Below are 18,839 nucleotides of genomic sequence, written 5' to 3' on the forward strand. Positions count from 1 at the left end.
CGTGGAAAACTAAACCAAAACCTCTGCTTTACAGCTTTGTTTAGTTTTTAACCCCAACTCTGCCAAGAGCTCACGGTCTTGTTCTGCCTCGGGATTACCGGTAGTAAGTAGTTGCTCACCATAGAAAATAGAGTTAGCTCCCGCCATAAAGCACATGGCCTGAACTGCCCTGCCAAGCTCCTGACGACCGGCAGATAAACGTACGCGGGCTTTAGGCATCGTGATCCTAGCAACCGCAATCGTTCTCACAAACTCCAGTGGGTCCAAAGGCTTTTGCTCAGCTAAGGGCGTACCGGCTACTGGCACTAGATGATTGATAGGAACGGATTCTGGGTAGGGGCTCAAATTGGCTAAGCGAGCCAAAAATGCGGCGCGCTGCTGTCTAGACTCGCCCATGCCGACAATACCGCCACAACAAACCGACATGCCAGCGGCGCGGACATTGGAAATCGTATCCAAACGGTCTTGGTAGCCTCTGGTTGAGATCACAGAACGGTAGAAATCTTCGCTGGTATCTAAGTTATGGTTATAAAAGTCTAGGCCAGCCTCTTGCAGTGCCTGGGCTTGATCCGCCTCCAGCATGCCTAAGGTGGCGCAGGTCTCCAGACCCAAGGCTTTTACGCCCTTGATCATGGCAGTCACTTTTTCAATATCGCGGTCTTTGGGTTCGCGCCATGCGGCACCCATACAGAAACGGTTAGAACCGGCGGCTTTAGCAGCTTTGGCAGCCTCTAAGACCTCTTCTAAGCCCATTAACTTCTCAGCCTTAACGTCGGTGTCATAACGAGCAGCTTGAGGGCAATAACCACAATCCTCAGGACAACCGCCCGTCTTAATTGACAACAAAGTGGCTAATTCAACATCACCCTCTGGGAAATAGGCTTTATGAGTCTCTTGAGCCTTCAACATCAATTCATTCAAAGGAAGTGCAAATAAGGCTTGAATTTGAGCCACTGACCACTCGCCAGTTGCCTCTCCCCCTGCGCTTACGCCCTGATGCAAATCCGCTTTAGATTTGAATTGGGTTAAGGGTTTTTCAACGGTTTGAGTGTCCTGCATGGGTAAATTCCAGAAAATGAGGGGATTCAAGGCATAAACATAACAGATACAGGCCTGAATTTGGAAAAACTAGTGGTCAAATATCAAACATGAAGGTTATTTCTGATTTAAATCAAGCCCCCCTCGTTAATCGCAGCCTTGCAGCCGTCTGGCATCCATGCACGCAGATGAAACAGCATGAGTCCTTTCCACTGGTTGCCATTACAAAAGGTAAGGGTGCCTGGCTCTATGACGAAAACGGAAAAGCCTTACTCGACTCCATTAGTTCTTGGTGGACCAATTTATTTGGCCACTCCAACCCACGCATCAATCAAGCCATTACCACGCAACTCGAAAAAATTGAGCATGTAATGCTCGCCGGATTTACGCATGCGCCCGTAGTAGAGCTATCTGAAAAACTGTCTGCACTCACCAATCACCATTTAGGCCATGTCTTTTATGCCTCCGATGGTGCGTCTGCAGTAGAAATAGCGCTCAAGATGAGTCACCACTACTGGCAACTCAACGGCAAACCACAAAAGAAGAAATTTGTTTGCTTGGAAAATGGTTATCACGGGGAAACACTTGGTGCATTAGCAGTAACGGATGTTGCTATTTTTCGGGACGCCTATGGATCGTTATTGCAAGATGTCTTTACCATTACATCACCTGATGCACGCAAAGCAAAAGCTGGTGAGAGCGCAGAAGATGTAGCAAGATATGCAGCAAAACAACTCGAAGAATTATTTGTAAAAAAACATGGCAATATTGCTGCCATTATTGTCGAGCCTTTGGTGCAGTGCGCAGGGCAAATGGCCATGCACTCTTCCGAGTATCTACGTTTAGTCAGGGATTTATGTGATCGCTACGAAGTACATCTGATTGCAGATGAGATTGCGGTGGGCTGTGGGCGGAGTGGCAAGTTCTTTGCCTGTGAGCATGCTGGTATCTGGCCAGACTTCTTAACCCTGTCCAAAGGAATTAGCGGCGGCTATCTTCCACTGTCACTCTGCCTTACGACAGACCAGATATATCAAGCTTTTTATGGCGATCAAATCCAGCAAGGGTTTTTACATTCTCATTCTTATACCGGTAACCCACTAGCGTGTGCTGCCGCACTGGCTTGTTTAGAGATTTTCGAAACTGACAAAGTATTAGAAAAAAATATTGAGCGCTCAAAGGATTTAGCAAATGCATTTGCGTGGGCAAAAACGGATTCCCGCATTGAGCATTGGCGCCAGCAAGGAATGATCTTGGCATTCGATATTAAAAATGAGTTTCTGAAAAAGCCTAAGATGTTTGCGCGAACGATGTTCTCAAACTGTTTAAGCGAAGGTGTATTGATTAGACCAATCGGCAATACTATCTACGTCATGCCACCGTATATTTTGTCTGCAGCAGAAACCATTCAACTAGGTCATGCCGTGCAAGCTGCCCTTGAGAAAACCCTGGCATGACGAGCGCATATCAAGCCTTAAAGTTGGCGCAAGAGCAGATTGCAGATCTTGAGTCGCAATTACTCAAACGCAAACTCAGAGCAACAGAATCTCCATGCGATACCAAAGCTTTAGTTGATGGACGCGAGCTCAAAGCATTTTGTAGCAATGACTATTTAGGACTAGCAAACCATCCTGCGTTAATTCAAGCGCTTACTGAAGGCGCTCAGAAGTATGGGGTAGGCAGTGGCGCCTCCCATCTCATTAGCGGCCACAGCAGGGCTCATGAGCTGCTTGAAAACCAATTGGCCTCTTTTCAAAAGCAACACATTCCGAATGCGCGCGCCCTATTTTTTAGTACCGGCTATCTCGCCAACCTTACCGCCATCACAGGTCTAGCGAGACTTGCGCCACAAAAATCCACCAGCATTTATTCTGCAAAGCTCAATCATGCCTCTTTAATTGATGGCATTCGTTTAGCGGCTGCTCAGACTCAAGCAAATGTCGTGCTGTTTGAACATACGCATCTTGACTCATTAAATGAATTACTGAAAACAGATCAACATCCACTAAAGATTATTGTTGCTGATGGCGTCTTTAGTATGGATGGTGACCTCGCTCCAGCAAAAGAATTATTAAAGCTTGCTGAGCAATACGATGCACTATTGCTTGTGGATGATGCTCATGGTTTCGGAGTATTGGGCAAACAAGGTCATGGCATTTTGGAGCAGGAAAAGATCTGCTCTGATCGCCTAATTTATATTGGCACTCTTGGAAAAGCTGCAGGCGTCAGCGGCGCCTTTGTTTGTGCACAAGCCACTTTTATTGAGTGGCTCATTCAAAAGGGTCGCCCTTTCATTTACAGCACCGCAACGCCACCTGCGATAGCGCATACACTCTCAAAGAGCTTGAAAATCATTGAAGGGGACGAGGGCAGCAAGCGCCGCACTCAACTCAATAAACTGATTCGCATCTGGCAAGATGAAATGCAATTTTCTCAATGGGAAAAGGTGTCTTCTTGTACCGCCATTCAGCCCGTCATTTTGGGCAGTAATGCCAATGCTCTGCTCGCCGCTAAGTTACTTGATGATGCTGGCTATTGGATTCCAGCCATTCGCCCTCCTACCGTACCCAATGGTAGCGCAAGATTACGCATTACATTCTCTGCAAACCATAGCGAATCAGATTTGCGTCAGCTCATTGGTGCTTTGAAAGCCATTGAGCAAGCAGTCATTCAAAAGGGTTCTCATGAGTAAGTCCACGGGCCTTTTTGTCACTGGCACAGACACCGAGGTTGGAAAAACGTTGGTGAGCGGTGCTCTCATTCTGAAATTGCGCGAACAGGGAATCAATGCGATTGGTTTTAAACCGGTTGTTGCTGGAACTTATCAAGATGCACAAGGCCACACTCTGAATGAAGATTTAGAGACGCTGCGCATCGCCTCAAAGCTCAGCTCCAAGGAGTTAAGTTTGTGTCCTTATGTATTAGATCGGCCTGCTGCCCCACATTTAGTAGCGGCACATCAAGGTCTAAAACTTGAAATGAGTGTGATCTTGCAGGGTTTTCAGAACATTCAAAATCAAGCAGATTGCGTTGTAGTTGAAGGTGCTGGCGGCTTAATCGTCCCTCTCAATGATCAGGAAGATTTAGCGATGTTCGCTCAAGAAATTAAATTACCCATCATCCTGGTGGTGGGCATGAAATTAGGCTGCATTAATCACGCCCTCCTAACTTGTGAGGCAATCAAAGCGCGTAACTTAAATATTGCGGGATGGGTAGCGAATACCCTATCCACAGAAATGCCTCTGCTTGAAGAAAATATTCAGACTCTACAAGCCAGAATAGATACCCCATTTTTGGGCCTCATTCCAGAGCTTCCAAAAGAACTCCAAAAAGCCGATAACAGCCCATATTCAATTGAAGCCTTGGGTTTTGCTGCAAAGCACATTCAATTACCCGACAATTAATTTGCGGTAATTTAGCCCAAAAGGCATATCCAAAGACTTTCGGATAAGATGAAGGGATGCATTTATCCCCAGAAATTATTGACTCCGCGGAAGCCATTCAAGAAATTCGACGCAATATTCATGCGCATCCTGAATTGCGTTTCGAAGAAAATCGCACTGCCGATCTAGTTGCGGAAGCGCTTTCTAGCTGGGGAATTGCCGTCTACCGCGGCATGGGAAAAACAGGTGTCGTAGGTCGTTTAGATGGTGACTTAGGCCCCGGAAAAATGATTGGTTTGCGCGCTGATATGGATGCGCTTCCATTGCAGGAGCACAACAACTTTGCTCATGCATCAACAAACCCCGGAAAAATGCATGCTTGTGGACATGATGGTCACACAGCAATGCTACTTGGAGCGGCGCAATATTTATCAAATCACCGCGACTTCAAAGGCACGGTGATTTTTATTTTCCAGCCAGCAGAAGAAGGTGGCGCTGGTGCGAATGAAATGATTAAGGATGGACTTTTCAAAGAGTTTCCATGTGATGCAGTATTTGGCCTGCATAACTGGCCTGGCCTGGCGGAAGGTCACTTTGGTGTTACCTCTGGCCCAATGATGGCCTCAAGCAATACTTTCGAAATTACCATTACCGGTAAAGGCGGTCATGCCGCTTTACCCCACAATAGTGCAGATCCAGTATTTACTGGCGCCCAAGTAGTGCTTGCATTACAAAGCATCATTACACGCAATAAACGTCCTGTGGACGCCGCAGTTTTATCCATCACGCAATTTCATGCGGGTGAAACGAGCAATGTCATTCCGGATAATGCTTTCATCGGCGGCACGGTCCGCACATTCACCTTAGATGTCCTGGATCTCATTGAGCAACGTCTACGAGAAATCGCTCATAGCGTTGCAGGGGCGTTTGATTGCCAAGCAGAAATTACGTTTTCTAGAAATTACCCGCCTCTTATTAATCATGCCAACGAAGTGGAATTTGCAACCGAAGTCATGAGTGAATTGGTTGGCAAGCAGAATGTCAATGCTTCAATCGATCCCACAATGGGCGCGGAAGACTTTGCGTTTATGTTGCTAGAGAAGCCGGGCTGTTACGTATTCTTAGGTAATGGGGACGGCGATCATCGCTCAGTAGGTCATGGCATGGGTCCATGCCACTTACACAATCCCTCTTACGACTTCAATGACTCCTTGATTCCAATCGGCGTGAGCTATTGGGTCAAACTAGCTCAACGCTTCCTAGAAAAAAACTGAGTTCTTTCAAACTTTCTCTTCAGCTATTGAATTAAGAATTGGTAAATTTAGCTGGGCGCTTTTCCATGAACGCAGCCATGCCTTCTTTTTGATCACTCGTTCCAAAGCAAGCATGAAAGAGGCGGCGCTCAAAATGAATACCTTCAGACAAGGTAGTTTCATAAGCAGTGTTGATACTTTCCTTCACCATCATTGCAGTTAACAAAGGCATATCTGCAATTCCTTTGGCAATTGCTTTAACTTCTTTCAGCAAATCTGCTTGTGGGAAGATCCTTGCAACCAAACCGGAGCGCTCAGCTTCAGCGGCATCCATCATGCGGCCCGTCAAAGCTAGATCCATCGCTTTTGCTTTGGATACCGCGCGAGGTAAGCGCTGTGTACCGCCAGCGCCTGGGATAATGCCTAGCTTTACTTCGGGCTGAGCAAACTTAGCATTATCCGCCGCCATGATCGTGTCGCACATCATGGCCAACTCACAGCCACCACCAAGGGCATAGCCAGAGACAGCAGCGATTACAGGCTTACGTACTTTTTTGATCTCTTCCCAGTTACGGGTAATAAAGTCACCGCGATAAACATCTTTTAAACCGTACTTGGCCATTGAAGCAATATCCGCTCCAGCAGCAAATGCCTTTTCAATGCCAGTAACGATCATGCAACCAATATTGTCATCCGCGTCAAATGCCATTAATGCAGCACCAAGCTCTTCCATGAGCTGATCGTTCAAGGCATTTAACACTTCAGGGCGATTCAAAGTAATGGTGGCAACCTTACCATCCACTTCAGTCAAAATAGTTTTGTAGCTCATGAATTTCTTTCGGTGAAAAGTATTAATTAACGTGGCAACAACAACCACATCCTGCCATTTTGTTTCATACGACCTGCCATCTCTCCAGCAGCATCTCCGGATCCCCAATAGTAGTCGGCTCTGACGCCACCCACAATTGCTTTACCCGTATCCTGTGCCATCACCAGCTTTTGCAAAGGCTGACTACTTAATGGTTTGGTGGCTGCTAAAAAGACAGGCGCGCCCAGTGGCAAGGCTTGTAAATCTACTGCAATACTGCGCTCAGCTGTGAGCGGAACACCGAGGGCGCCATTTGGGCCTAAATCAGCAGAGAGATTGCCAGGTAACTCTTTAAAGAAAACAAAACGGGGATTGGCGTTCAGCATTTCATTTACTTGGCCGGGATTTCTTTTAGCCCATTGTGAAATGCCTTGCATCGTCGCTTCACTACGTGTGATTTCTTTGCGATCTAACAACCACTGAGCAAAGGATTTAAAAGGCTGATCATTGGTGCCCGCAAAACCCAGACGCAGGATGCGTCCATCATCAAGACGAATTTTTCCAGAACCTTGAATTTGCATGAACGCTGCTGCTACTGGATCCTGCACCCAAGCAATTTCAGAGCCCTGCAACACACCAGAACTCATTAGCTCGGCACGGCTTGGGCCTGGGTTGGGCTTAGATTTGCGCCAAGCATTAGGGTAGCCGTAGAGCGGCACGTTATAAGCACTCGTACGAGTTTGTGAGCCATTCATTACTGGTTCGTAATAACCCGTGATCAAGCCCGTGTCACTACCGGAGCTATTGCGAATTTCATAAGCTTGAAAATTATTTTCAAAATATTTACGAATAGCCTGCGTGTCACGGCTTGATACATTGGCGGCCTGGGCACACACTGAGCGCCAGTTCACATCAGCACTTTTCTTACGCAAAGCATCGCAACTTTTTAACCAAGCAGGCCAAGCCTGAGACAAGTCGTCTTCCTGCCATCCAGGCAAGGCTTGCCAAGAGACAGCACTAAAGCTTGCAATCGAGGAGCTATAGCTTGATGGCGAAGTGCCAGAACCACTAGAGCGATATCCCGCCCCCCGAGTGGGAGGCGTAGAACATCCAACAATCAAGCTAGTTATGAGGATAGCGAATACACTTAACGGAACTAATTTAAATTTAGAAATCATGATTGCCAATTTACTCGATGAATACCCAATGCTACTGTTTGCTTTCGAAGGCGCTGTTGCCTTAGGACTTTTGTTATTTATTGTTCTTTGGACAGGCAAGGGCAAAAAATAACATTCTCACCACCCTACGTTAATGCAGAGTACGTGGCATCACCAGGGCAAACTCTGGGATAGGGGCCTGAAAGAACTGGGCATCCTCAGTGACACAAAAATACTCCCCACGCATTGTTCCGGCCGGAGTGGGCAAGGTTGCCCAGCTGGTGTACTCAAAGTGCTCTCCAGAGCGTAATAGCGGTTGCTGCCCAACAACGCCCAGACCTCTGACCTCCTGGACATCGTTATCCCCGTCTGTAATGAACCAATGGCGGGCAATTACCTGAATACTGGCAGTCCCCGTATTGCGGATAGTTACCGTATAAGCAAAGGCAAATTGGCGGTTATCGGGGTCAGATTGCTCAGGAAGGTACTGGGCTTTGACCGTAATGCTCATTTCGTGGGGATTCATGGACGAATTCTGCTCCATCCTAAGGCCAACTGCAAGCTAGAATCTAGGGATGGAAAGCCAAAAATCATCCTCAAATAGTCAATTTGTTATTGCCCCATCCATTTTGTCGGCTGACTTCGCCTGTCTTGGTAAGGAAGTTCAAGACGTTTTAGTGGCGGGCGCCGACTGGATTCACTTTGACGTGATGGATAACCACTATGTGCCCAACCTGACTATTGGCCCCTTGGTTTGCGAGGCTATTCGTCCTTATGCAAATAAAGATGGCAAACCTGCGGTGATCGATGTGCATTTAATGATCGAGCCGGTAGATCGTATCGTCCCCGACTTTGCCAAAGCGGGTGCCAATTTAATTAGCTTCCATCCTGAAGCAAGTCCTCATGTCAATCGCACACTGAACTTGATTCGCGATCAAGGATGTCAAGCAGGTCTTGTTTTGAATCCAGCTACACCCCTAGATCATCTCGATCACACATTGGACTTACTCGATCTGGTTTTGCTGATGTCAGTCAACCCAGGCTTCGGTGGCCAGTCATTTATTCCCAGCACCCTCAATAAGATTGCTCAAGTACGCACACGCCTTGATCGCTACCAGACAGAGACTGGTCGACACATTCGTCTTGAGGTAGATGGTGGAATCAAAGTCGATAACATTGCAGAAGTAGCACAAGCAGGCGCAGATACTTTTGTTGCAGGCTCAGCAATATATGCACAAGAAAATTATGCAAAGGTAATTCAAGCAATGCGCACTGAATTAGGAAAGTCAGGAAAAGCGTAATGCAGCTTGCAGAATTTAACGCCCTAGCAAAGCAGGGTTTCAATCGTATTCCCTTGGTCAAAGAGGTTCTGGCAGATCTAGAGACTCCGCTATCACTCTATGTCAAGCTGACTCAAGCATTTGGCAAGACCAATACTTACTTATTGGAGTCTGTTTTAGGTGGCGAGCGTTTCGGCCGCTTCTCCTTTATTGGCCTGCCTGCCAGGACTATTGTCAGAACTGTTGGCACCCCTTCAACACCAGTCAACGAAGTAGTGACTGATGGAAAAGTAGTTGAGACAAATACTGATAATCCACTCGATTTTGTGGATGCTTATTTCAAGCGTTTTAAGGTAGCTTTACAAGCTGACATGCCCCGCTTTTGTGGTGGTCTTGCCGGCTACTTTGGTTATGACACCGTTCGCTATATCGAGTCACGTTTAGCCAAACATCAACTTCCAGATGAATTAGATGTGCCCGATATTCAACTGATGTTGACTGAAGAGTTGGCAGTGATTGATAACGTTGCTGGCAAAATTTATTTGATTGTTTATGCAGATCCGAGCATTGCTAATGCTTTTGAAAAAGCACAAGATCGCTTAAAAGAATTACTCGCTTGCCTCAGTAAGCCAGCAAATATGCCGGCATCTTTACCAAGCGCTAAAACTGAACTCATTCGTAAATTCAAAGTAGCAGATTTTGAAAAGGCAGTACTCAAAACTAAAGAATACATTTTGGCTGGCGATTGTATGCAGGTAGTTATCGGTCAGCGCATTAGTAAGCCATTTACGGACTCACCATTAGCTCTCTATAGAGCTTTGCGTTCGCTCAACCCATCGCCATACATGTATTTCTATGACTTTGGCGATATGCAAATTGTTGGTTCATCTCCCGAGATTTTGGTGCGCCAAGAAAAACGGGCTGCCGAGAAGATTGTGACCATCAGACCACTGGCTGGCACCCGCCCTCGCGGAGTCAATCCACAGGAAGACGAACGTTTAGCCAAGGAACTCTTGGCCGACCCCAAAGAAATTGCTGAGCATGTGATGTTGATTGATTTAGCCCGTAATGACGTGGGCCGCATTGCCAAAACAGGCTCAGTCAAAGTCACCGACTCCATGTCTATTGAGAAATACTCCCACGTTCAGCACATCGTGAGTTCAGTAGAGGGCCATCTTTTGGACAATATGAGCAATATGAATGTATTGCGAGCGACCTTCCCAGCGGGCACCTTATCAGGTGCGCCAAAAATTCGGGCAATGGAAATCATTGATGAGATGGAAATTGTGAAGCGTGGTGTTTATGGTGGCGCAGTGGGTTACCTGTCTTTCTCAGGCGATATGGATGTGGCCATTGCCATTCGTACAGGTGTTATCCGTGATGGCATGCTCCACTCCCAGGCTGGTGCTGGTGTAGTGGCCGACTCTGATCCCGCTGCCGAGTGGAAAGAAACCGAGGCCAAGGCTCGCGCTGTTTTAACTGCAGCAGATTTAGTGCAAGGAGGACTCGATGCTCCTAATGATTGATAACTACGATTCATTTACTTACAACCTTGTTCAGTACTTTGCGGAACTGGGTGAAGAGGTTAAAGTCTTTCGCAATGATGAAATTGCCGTGGAGGATATTGCTAAACTGAACCCCGCGCGCATTTGCATCTCGCCCGGGCCATGCAGCCCTTCTGAGGCAGGTATTTCAGTCGACACCATCAAGCGTTATGCAGGTCAAATTCCAATCCTAGGAGTTTGCCTTGGACATCAAGCTATTGGTGAAGCATTTGGCGGCAAAGTCATTCGCGCCCAAAAAGTCATGCATGGCAAGACTGACAGCATTCATCACACTGGTGTCGGTGTGTTTAAAAATTTGCCCGATCCATTTAAGGTCACTCGTTATCACTCACTAGCCATTGAGAAAAGCTCCTTACCTGCAATGCTTGAGGTAACAGCGACATCATCCGATGGCGAGATCATGGGCGTACGCCATAAAGAGCTAGCGGTTGAGGGCGTGCAATTCCACCCAGAATCTATTCTTTCTGAGCACGGTCACGCCTTACTCAAGAATTTTTTACAAAACAAATAAACAGTCTGCCAACAGCGCCATGTCAATCACTCCGCAAGAAGCCCTCCAACGCTGCATTGAACATCGAGAACTATTTCATGATGAAATGACAGCAATGATGCGACTCATCATGAGCGGTGAAATGGCGCCAGAGTTGGTAGCCGGATTGTTGGTTGCCTTGCGCACTAAAAAAGAAACTGTTGGTGAAATCGCTGCTGCCGCACAAGTGATGCGTGAGTTTGCTACCTCAGTAAAGGTGGATGACCGCAAGCACTTGGTGGATGTGGTGGGCACAGGCGGTGATGGCGCTCATACATTTAATATTTCTACTGCAGCGATGTTTGTGGCTGCGGGAGCGGGTGCAAAGATCGCTAAGCACGGCAATCGCAGCGTGAGCAGCAAATCAGGTAGCGCAGATGTATTAGAAGCGCTTGGCGTAAATCTGGCTTTATCCGCTGATCAAGTCGCCACGTGCATCACTACTGTTGGTGCTGGCTTTATGTTTGCGCCGAACCATCATCCAGCGATGAAGAATGTAGTTCCCATTCGCAAGCAACTCGGTGTCCGGACTATCTTCAATATCCTTGGCCCTCTTACCAACCCCGCTGACGCTAAACGGATTTTGATGGGTGTATTTCATGCTGACCTAGTCGGCATTCAGGCGCGTGTATTACAAGCTTTGGGCATGGAGCATGCGCTCGTTGTGTACGGGCGAGATGGTCTGGATGAAATTTCCTTAGAGGGCCCAACCTTAGTTGGCGAACTTAAAGATGGCATAGTGCGTGAATATGAAATTCATCCAAAAGATTTTGGATTAAATGCCGCGCCCACCAACAGCTTTAAAGTGGCTAATGCTGAAGAGTCCAAGCAGATTGTCTTGGATGTGCTCGATGGCAAACCCGGGCCTGCAAGCGATATCGTCTGCCTTAATGCCGGCGCCACACTATATGTAGCTGGAGTAGCAAAAGACATTGCTAGCGGTATTACCCTGGCTAGAGCAGCCATCACCTCAGGAGCGGCACGTCAAAAGTTAGATACTTTTGTTGTAGCAACCCAATCTCAATAATTGATTATTCATGAGCGATATCCTCGATAAAATTGTTGCCACTAAAAAGATTGAAGTAGCTAGCTGCCTGCAGAAAATATCGCTTGCCAATCAACGTGGGCAAGCTGAAGCCAATAATCGTGATGCCCTTCTAAAGCCAAGAGGCTTTATTCAGGCTATTGAGAACAAGATTTCTGCCGGCAAGGCAGGAGTCATTACTGAAATCAAAAAGGCAAGCCCAAGCAAAGGCATTTTGCGCAATAACTTCGTTCCAGCAGACATTGCCCAGTCCTACGAAAATCATGGTGCAGCTTGTTTATCAGTACTGACTGATATGGATTATTTCCAAGGATGCAATGCCTATCTGCAAGAAGCTCGTGCCGCCTGCAATATTCCCGTTTTGCGTAAAGACTTCACCATTGATCCGTATCAAGTCTATGAAGCTCGTGCGATTGGCGCCGATGCAATCTTGCTGATCGTGGCTTGCCTAGAATTAAATCAAATGAAAGAGCTTGAAGCCTGTGCACATGAGCTCGGTTTAGATGTGTTGGTCGAAGTTCACAATGCCCCAGAATTAGAGCAAGCGCTAGAACTCAGAACACCTTTACTTGGTATTAACAATCGAAACCTTAAAACCTTTGAGGTGACACTGCAAACCACCCTCTCTCTAATGTCCATGGTTCCGGACAACAAAACCTTAGTAACAGAGTCTGGCATCTTGAGTCACGCTGATGTAGAGCTCATGCGCAACAATCAAATCAACGCGTTCCTGGTTGGGGAGGCATTCATGCGGGCCACAGATCCAGGGACAGCGCTTAGTGAGCTGTTTTTCTAGTCTTTCGCAATAGATCTAAGCAGTATTTGATCAAAGAGATCAGTAGCAACGAACCCAGCACATCACCAATAAACATCACCAAGAAGTGATTTACAGTGCCTGTATTTTCTAAAGCCATCACTGAAAACCACCACTGATGTAAGCCTGCAGAGAGCAAGGCATAAATCAAAATACAAGCAATGAGTTTAGGGAAATTGAGATTACTTAAGTCTGACTCAAGGCGAAGATTGCTAAAAACAAAAAATCTAGCCAAATAAGGCGCAAATCCCGAAATTAATCCAACGCCAATACACAGCGTCAAGTCGTGCGGGAAATCGCCGTAATAGCTAATTAAAAATGAGGCTATAGCAATTCCAATGGCGCCGGGTAAACCAAAAATAAAGGTCAGAAATAAGCGGAGACCAGCAGGCAGATAAATCCAACTTACTCCCAAGCCAAAAGTAATGCTATTGGTAAGCCAGCTATTGCAATAAAAGAGAAGTGTGTACGCCATCGCACTAATGACGCACCCAAAAAGCCATTCCGAATAAATTGCGAATAATTTAGACATTGTTATTAGTATGGATTAATTTTTATTGATGCGCATCAATTGCTAAAATCAGACCAAGGGAATACACTAGTACTAGCCATACAGCTAATAAAAAATAAATATTAATATGTCATCTACTAAACCGTCACCCTACATCAAGTTCCTTAACTTGATTGATGCCCTCGATCGAATCAACCCAGGCAAGAAGCTGGATTGCATCGAAGAGAGTTTGCTCGATAGGATTGTTTCTTGCGCCCATGCCAAGCAAGCAATTTTGGTTGGTGATTTGATTTCCATTTCCGATCTTGGCTCACAAGCGACGCTACATGGTCGCCTCAAAAATCTCAGCGCCTTGGGCTATATCAAAATGGCTGCCAATGCCGATGGTCGCAAAAAAGAAGTATTGCCCACCAAGATTGCTCTAAAGCGCTATGAAGAAATTTCTAAATGCTTAGAGAAGGCAGCAAAAGCCTCTTAATCGTTAGAGCACCACTGCATAAGCAAAAAAGCCCTGAAAAGGGCTTTTTTATTGGGCAGAAATAAGATCACTTTAGACGTTAAACAAGAAATTCAATACATCTCCATCTTTAACAACATACTCTTTACCTTCCGCGCGCATCTTTCCGGCTTCCTTGGCACCAGACTCTCCTTTGAACTGCACAAAATCTTCGTAGGAGATTGTCTGAGCACGAATAAAGCCACGCTCAAAGTCTGTATGAATCACGCCAGCCGCTTGAGGTGCTGTATCACCAACATGGATGGTCCAAGCGCGAACCTCTTTAACTCCAGCGGTGAAATACGTTTGCAAACCGAGTAATGAGTACCCTGCACGAATCACGCGATCCAAACCTGGCTCTTCCATACCTAGATCAGCCAAGAATTCAATCTTGTCTGCTTCTTCTAAGTCGGCGATCTCTGCTTCAATCGCAGCGCATACAGCAACAACTGGAGCGTTTTCTTTTGCCGCATGCTGCTTCACAGCCTCGAGGTGTGGATTATTTGAGAAACCATCTTCTTTGACGTTTGCAACATACATCGCAGGCTTAGCAGTGATCAAACACAACGGTTTAATCAATAATTTTTCATCGTCGCTCAGATTCAAACTGCGCACTGGCAGAGCAGAATCTAGATGAGTCTGAACTTTGGTCAGAACAGCAACCAAGGCAGCAGCCTCTTTATCATTGCCAGACTTTGCAGCCTTGCTTGAGCGATTCAGGGTTTTCTCAACCGTTGCCAGGTCCGATAAGGCCAATTCAGTGTCAATCACTCCAATGTCAGCAATGGGATCGATTTTCCCAGCAACGTGAATGACGTTGGGATCCTCGAAACACCGGACGACATGGGTAATAGCATCAGTTTCACGAATATTCGCTAAAAACTGATTGCCCAGACCTTCGCCTTTCGAAGCGCCAGCCACCAAACCAGCAATATCGACAAATTCGACTGCTGCAGGCAGGATGCGCTCAGGCTTCACGATCTCAGCCAAGGCGGCTAGACGGGGGTCAGGAACCTCAACAACGCCCACATTAGGCTCAATCGTGCAGAAAGGATAGTTTTCCGCTGCGATTCCAGCCTTGGTAAGCGCATTAAAGAGGGTAGATTTGCCGACGTTAGGCAGGCCGACGATGCCACATTTCAAAGACATAGCGTTATTGTAAAGGGGCTGGTTTCGATATCATCGAGTTATGTCAGAAGTTCACCCAAATAACGTGCCCAAGCCTTCAATCCACTCCGCCCAAATCCGCACAGTAGATGTTGTTGTGGTCGGTGGAGGCATTACTGGTAAGGCTTGCGCCCTTGGTCTAGCCCAGCTAGGCCTACAAACCATTGAAATTGCCCCCGATTTAGCGCAAAACGTCCCAAGCCCGCAAGGCGCTCAATGGGGCCAAAGAATCTACGCTTTTTCGCCTAGCACCCAAAAATTACTGGCTCATTTGCACATATGGGATGCAATTGATCACAGCCGCCTACAAGCAGTCCGAGATATGCGCATCTACGGTGATCGAGGCGAAAAGAATGACCATCTCCACCTTTCTGCATTTGAGGCAGGCACTCCACAACTTGCCTGGATTGGAGAAGCCAATTTAATTGAGCACACCATCGATCAAGCTTCGCGTTTTCAGAATAAGCTAGAGCGCATCAATGATGTTGTAGAAAAAATTCAGGTAGATGCTGATGGAAGCACCCTACATTTAAAAAATGGTGGGAGCATTCGCGCACAACTCGTGATTGCAGCGGATGGCGCCAACTCACCGATTCGCAATGAATTGGGTATTAGCGCGAGTGAAGAAAGTTATTCACAAAGTGCAGTGGTTGCCAATTGGCTCTGTGACTACCCCCATCTAGAGACTGCCTTTCAGTGGTTTTTGCCAGGTGGCGATATTGTGGCTATGCTGCCCCTGCCAGGAAAACAAGTGTCAATGGTTTGGTCTACCTCCCCAGAACATGCAGCTGATTTATTAAAACTAGATCAAGCGCAATGGTTGGATCAATTCTCATCCATTGCTAATGGTGCCATCACCAAACAATTAGGTGCGCTGACTCTGAACTCAGTACCAGCAGCTTTCCCTTTGAGAAAGATTCGAGCCAAACGATTTATCGGGCCTGACGCCTCTCCGAAGGTTGTGCTCATTGGCGATGCGGCCCATGTCATGCATCCACTAGCTGGGCAAGGCCTGAATCTAGGGCTGCGAGATGTTGCAGTCCTACTGAATATTTTGGGCAAGCGTGAATCCTTCCGTTCGCCAAGTGACTTGGTATTGCTTCGACGCTATGAACGACAACGTCAAGGTGACACTAGCGCGCTCTTATGGGTGACCGATAAACTCAAGAAATTATTTTCTGCAAGCAGTAGCACTGAACGCCAGCTCCGTAATTGGGGTTTAGGTCTAGTAAACAAAAGCCACTTTATAAAACAGCGCTTAATTGAACGCGCTTTAGGAGAGATTGATTTTGAATAAATTGTTATCTGCGATTGCATTCATTTGTGCCGCCATGCTTTTCGCTACCCCACTTCATGCACAACAAGAACAGCAATTGAAGACTGAGATCCAAAAGAAGTTAGGCACCAATGCCAAAGTGAAAAGTGTTTCACCAGCTCCAATTTCCGGTCTTTATGAAGTACTAGTTGGCAATGATATTTTTTATACCGATACCTCGGGGAAGTACCTGATTCAGGGAGAAATCATTGAGCTCGCATCCGGTAAAAATATTACCGAGCAAAGGCAGGCAGACTTAAACCGCATTAAATGGAGTGAATTGACGCCTGCCAACGCGTTTAAAAATGTTCGTGGCAATGGTAGTCGCCAGCTGGCAGTCTTCTCCGATCCAAACTGTGGCTATTGCAAGCGCCTAGAGAAATCGTTGCAGCAGCTCGATAACGTCACTATCTATACTTATTTGATTCCAATCTTGTCGCCGGATTCCGCACAAAAGTCAAAGCAAATTTGGTGCTCTACAGATCCCTATAAGGCCTATATTGACTGGATGGTGAATGGCATCGCGCCTAGCGGCAAGGGAGAGTGCAGCACACCGCTGGATAAGAATATAGCTTTCGCAAAGACCTATGGAATCACGGGCACGCCGACTTTATTTTTTACTGACGGCAGCCGTTTCCCTGGTGCGGTACAAATTACCGATATCGAAAAGAAATTTAGTTCTCTGAAATAAATAACATGAACCATGCCGACTTACCCGCAATTCAATATACGGTCTGGCCGGCAGACCTGCATGGCCATCGCTATCGCATCAAGCTGCATATTGCCAACCCTGATTCTGATGGTCAGGTACTTCAAATGCCGGCCTGGATTCCAGGTAGCTATTTAATTCGTGATTTCAGTAAACATCTGGAATCGATTGAAGCGTTTTCAGTAGAGGGTGCTAAGAGAAAAATAACTCTCGAACGTATTGATAACGACCATTGGCGCTTACCGCCATGCATTGGTCCGATAGAGGTACTCAGCACTATTTATGCCTTTGATTCTTCAGTACGTGCAGCGTATTTGGATACCGAACGCGCATTCTTTAACGCTACCAGCCTATGTCAAGCCGTAAAAGGGCAAGAGCATTTACCTTGCTCACTCGCTATTACCGCACCAGAGCTTGCCTTTGCTGATCACTGGACGGTTCAAACTACCTTGAGAGCAGCCAAGACAGATGAGCGTGGATTTGGTTTTTATCTGGCACAAAATTATGATGATCTATTGGATCACCCTGTAGCTATGGGCGAGTTCCAACTCGTACACTGGAAATCGAATGGTGTAGCTCATCGCATGGCAATACAAGGCTGCAATCATATTGTTGATGCCAAACGTCTTGCGCAAGATTTACAAGCAATCTGCACCAGCACTATTGATCTGTTTGAACCAAAATCCAAAAGCGCCCCTTTTAATGAATACCTTTTCTTAGTCAATACAGTATTAAATGGCTATGGCGGCCTTGAACATCGCAATAGCACTGCTCTCCTCTGCAGGCGCGATCAAATCCCCCAAGAAAATATTCTCTTTGAAGAATCTGCGTATAGAGAATTCTTAGGCTTGTGTAGTCACGAGTATTTTCACGCATGGCTGGTTAAGCGTATTCAGCCAAAAGCCTTTCAACCGTATGATCTGGCCAAGCGTAATCACACTCGCTTACTGTGGGTGTTTGAGGGCTTCACCAGTTACTACGATGATCTCCAACTACTGCGTAGTAAACGAATTGATCTCAAGACTTACCTAAAACTCGTTGCAGATAACTGGAATGGGATCTTGCGTGGCCCTGGGCGCCATAAGCAAAGCCTAGCTGACAGCTCTTTTGATGCCTGGACCAAGTATTACCAAGCAGATGAGAACACCCCAAACACGGTCGTCAGCTACTACGGTAAAGGCGCCTTAGTTGCGCTTGGTCTTGATTTACAGATTCGGGCATTCACTAAAAATAAACAGTCTCTAGATGACCTCATGCGCCTACTTTGGAATAAGCATGGCGTCACCTTGGACGGCATTACAGAAGACGGACTAGATGATTTGATTTTTGAATTACTGGGTAATGGCTTTAGCAAAATCTGGAATGAGATTAAGGCCCGTTATATTTTTGGTATAGAAGATATTCCTCTGCAAAAATGGATTGGCTCAAATCTCATTTCTGTAAAAACAAAACCTCAATCTACACTGGAAAAACTCAAGCTACAGTTTGGGATGCGCCATTCAGATGCCAATGGCTGGCTTAAGGTTACCCATGTGCTTGATGGCGGGATTGCTCAAGCAGCAGGCCTATCAGCCGGTGATTTACTAGCCAGTATTGATGGGCAGCGGGTTACCGGCGCCCGCTGGGACAGAGTCTTAGGCAGCCTTTCTGAAAACTCCCATGCCCGCATTACTTTCTATCGCGATGATCTAGAGCATGAGCGCATGGTTTCAATGCAATCTACCCAGATACCTATGCAATATGAACTGACACCTAAAAAAGATGTCTGA

The 18,839-nt window shown here is 46.5% G+C and carries 19 protein-coding genes; 13 read left to right on the top strand and 6 right to left on the bottom strand.

Annotated features, from left to right (window positions below; genetic code table 11):
- Positions 1–9: 9 nt before the first annotated feature.
- Positions 10–1,059: a biotin synthase BioB gene (gene bioB, locus AOC28_RS07830; protein WP_072583402.1), complete on the bottom strand. Its 1,050-nt coding sequence runs from the start codon at positions 1,057–1,059 to the stop codon at positions 10–12.
- An 89-nt stretch (positions 1,060–1,148) separates the two neighbouring features.
- Here bioB and bioA point away from each other — a divergent pair, with 89 nt between their 5' ends.
- Genes bioA through AOC28_RS07850 form a run of 4 tightly spaced genes read left to right on the top strand, consistent with a single transcriptional unit; the run spans position 1,149 to position 5,695 of the window.
- Complete coding sequence (gene bioA, locus AOC28_RS07835; protein ID WP_072583403.1) at positions 1,149–2,495, top strand: adenosylmethionine--8-amino-7-oxononanoate transaminase; 1,347 nt, start codon at positions 1,149–1,151, stop codon at positions 2,493–2,495.
- On the top strand, positions 2,492–3,730 hold the full coding sequence (gene bioF / locus AOC28_RS07840; protein ID WP_072583404.1) for an 8-amino-7-oxononanoate synthase: 1,239 nt from the start codon (positions 2,492–2,494) through the stop codon (positions 3,728–3,730). Before bioA ends, bioF begins: the two co-directional genes overlap by 4 nt.
- Positions 3,723–4,442, top strand: coding sequence for a dethiobiotin synthase (bioD, locus tag AOC28_RS07845; RefSeq protein WP_072583405.1), 720 nt, complete (start codon positions 3,723–3,725; stop codon positions 4,440–4,442). The genes bioF and bioD overlap by 8 nt, the downstream gene beginning before the upstream one ends.
- A 56-nt stretch (positions 4,443–4,498) precedes the next feature.
- Positions 4,499–5,695: a M20 aminoacylase family protein gene (locus tag AOC28_RS07850; protein ID WP_072583406.1), complete on the top strand. Its 1,197-nt coding sequence runs from the start codon at positions 4,499–4,501 to the stop codon at positions 5,693–5,695.
- Positions 5,696–5,726: 31 nt separating this feature from the next.
- Here the strand turns inward: AOC28_RS07850 and AOC28_RS07855 are convergent, their stop codons facing one another.
- From AOC28_RS07855 to apaG, 3 genes are all read right to left on the bottom strand, one after another.
- Positions 5,727–6,503 (bottom strand): enoyl-CoA hydratase, encoded by a 777-nt coding sequence (locus AOC28_RS07855; protein ID WP_072583407.1) that lies wholly within the window; start codon positions 6,501–6,503, stop codon positions 5,727–5,729.
- Between the two features lie 26 nt (positions 6,504–6,529).
- Positions 6,530–7,660: an MltA domain-containing protein gene (locus AOC28_RS07860; protein ID WP_072583408.1), complete on the bottom strand. Its 1,131-nt coding sequence runs from the start codon at positions 7,658–7,660 to the stop codon at positions 6,530–6,532.
- Positions 7,661–7,790: 130 nt separating this feature from the next.
- Positions 7,791–8,165 carry a Co2+/Mg2+ efflux protein ApaG gene (apaG, locus tag AOC28_RS07865; RefSeq protein ID WP_072583449.1) on the bottom strand — a complete coding sequence of 125 codons (375 nt, stop codon included), beginning with the start codon at positions 8,163–8,165 and terminating at the stop codon, positions 7,791–7,793.
- Between the two features lie 49 nt (positions 8,166–8,214).
- Here apaG and rpe point away from each other — a divergent pair, with 49 nt between their 5' ends.
- From rpe to trpC, 5 genes are read left to right on the top strand one after another with little or no spacing between them, the layout of a single operon-like run.
- Positions 8,215–8,940, top strand: coding sequence for a ribulose-phosphate 3-epimerase (gene rpe / locus AOC28_RS07870; RefSeq protein ID WP_072583409.1), 726 nt, complete (start codon positions 8,215–8,217; stop codon positions 8,938–8,940).
- Positions 8,940–10,445: an anthranilate synthase component I gene (gene trpE / locus AOC28_RS07875; protein ID WP_072583410.1), complete on the top strand. Its 1,506-nt coding sequence runs from the start codon at positions 8,940–8,942 to the stop codon at positions 10,443–10,445. The genes rpe and trpE overlap by 1 nt, the downstream gene beginning before the upstream one ends.
- Positions 10,429–10,995, top strand: a complete 567-nt coding sequence (locus AOC28_RS07880; RefSeq protein ID WP_072583411.1) for an aminodeoxychorismate/anthranilate synthase component II — start codon at positions 10,429–10,431, stop codon at positions 10,993–10,995. Before trpE ends, AOC28_RS07880 begins: the two co-directional genes overlap by 17 nt.
- Before the next feature lie 19 nt (positions 10,996–11,014).
- Positions 11,015–12,040, top strand: coding sequence for an anthranilate phosphoribosyltransferase (gene trpD, locus AOC28_RS07885; RefSeq protein WP_072583412.1), 1,026 nt, complete (start codon positions 11,015–11,017; stop codon positions 12,038–12,040).
- Positions 12,041–12,050: 10 nt separating this feature from the next.
- The gene (gene trpC, locus AOC28_RS07890; RefSeq protein WP_072583413.1) at positions 12,051–12,854 is read left to right on the top strand and encodes an indole-3-glycerol phosphate synthase TrpC; all 804 of its coding nucleotides are present in this window, start codon (positions 12,051–12,053) and stop codon (positions 12,852–12,854) included.
- Here trpC and AOC28_RS07895 read toward each other — a convergent pair.
- Positions 12,835–13,404, bottom strand: a complete 570-nt coding sequence (locus tag AOC28_RS07895) for a hypothetical protein (RefSeq protein WP_072583414.1) — start codon at positions 13,402–13,404, stop codon at positions 12,835–12,837. The genes trpC and AOC28_RS07895 overlap by 20 nt on opposite strands.
- A 106-nt stretch (positions 13,405–13,510) precedes the next feature.
- On the opposite strand from AOC28_RS07895, the gene AOC28_RS07900 reads away from it, so the two are divergent.
- Positions 13,511–13,861, top strand: a complete 351-nt coding sequence (locus tag AOC28_RS07900; protein WP_072583415.1) for a hypothetical protein — start codon at positions 13,511–13,513, stop codon at positions 13,859–13,861.
- A gap of 72 nt (positions 13,862–13,933) precedes the next feature.
- Here the strand turns inward: AOC28_RS07900 and ychF are convergent, their stop codons facing one another.
- A complete protein-coding gene (gene ychF, locus AOC28_RS07905) occupies positions 13,934–15,028 on the bottom strand; it encodes a redox-regulated ATPase YchF (RefSeq protein WP_072583416.1) in 1,095 nt (364 codons plus the stop codon).
- Between the two features lie 40 nt (positions 15,029–15,068).
- Here ychF and AOC28_RS07910 point away from each other — a divergent pair, with 40 nt between their 5' ends.
- From AOC28_RS07910 to AOC28_RS07920, 3 genes are read left to right on the top strand one after another with little or no spacing between them, the layout of a single operon-like run.
- Positions 15,069–16,343, top strand: coding sequence for an FAD-dependent monooxygenase (locus tag AOC28_RS07910; protein ID WP_083564268.1), 1,275 nt, complete (start codon positions 15,069–15,071; stop codon positions 16,341–16,343).
- Complete coding sequence (locus AOC28_RS07915) at positions 16,336–17,052, top strand: DsbC family protein (RefSeq protein ID WP_072583451.1); 717 nt, start codon at positions 16,336–16,338, stop codon at positions 17,050–17,052. The genes AOC28_RS07910 and AOC28_RS07915 overlap by 8 nt, the downstream gene beginning before the upstream one ends.
- A 5-nt stretch (positions 17,053–17,057) precedes the next feature.
- Positions 17,058–18,839, top strand: coding sequence for a PDZ domain-containing protein (locus tag AOC28_RS07920; protein ID WP_072583417.1), 1,782 nt, complete (start codon positions 17,058–17,060; stop codon positions 18,837–18,839).

This window comes from Polynucleobacter sp. MWH-Adler-W8, from assembly GCF_001889925.1.
Lineage (GTDB): Bacteria > Pseudomonadota > Gammaproteobacteria > Burkholderiales > Burkholderiaceae > Polynucleobacter.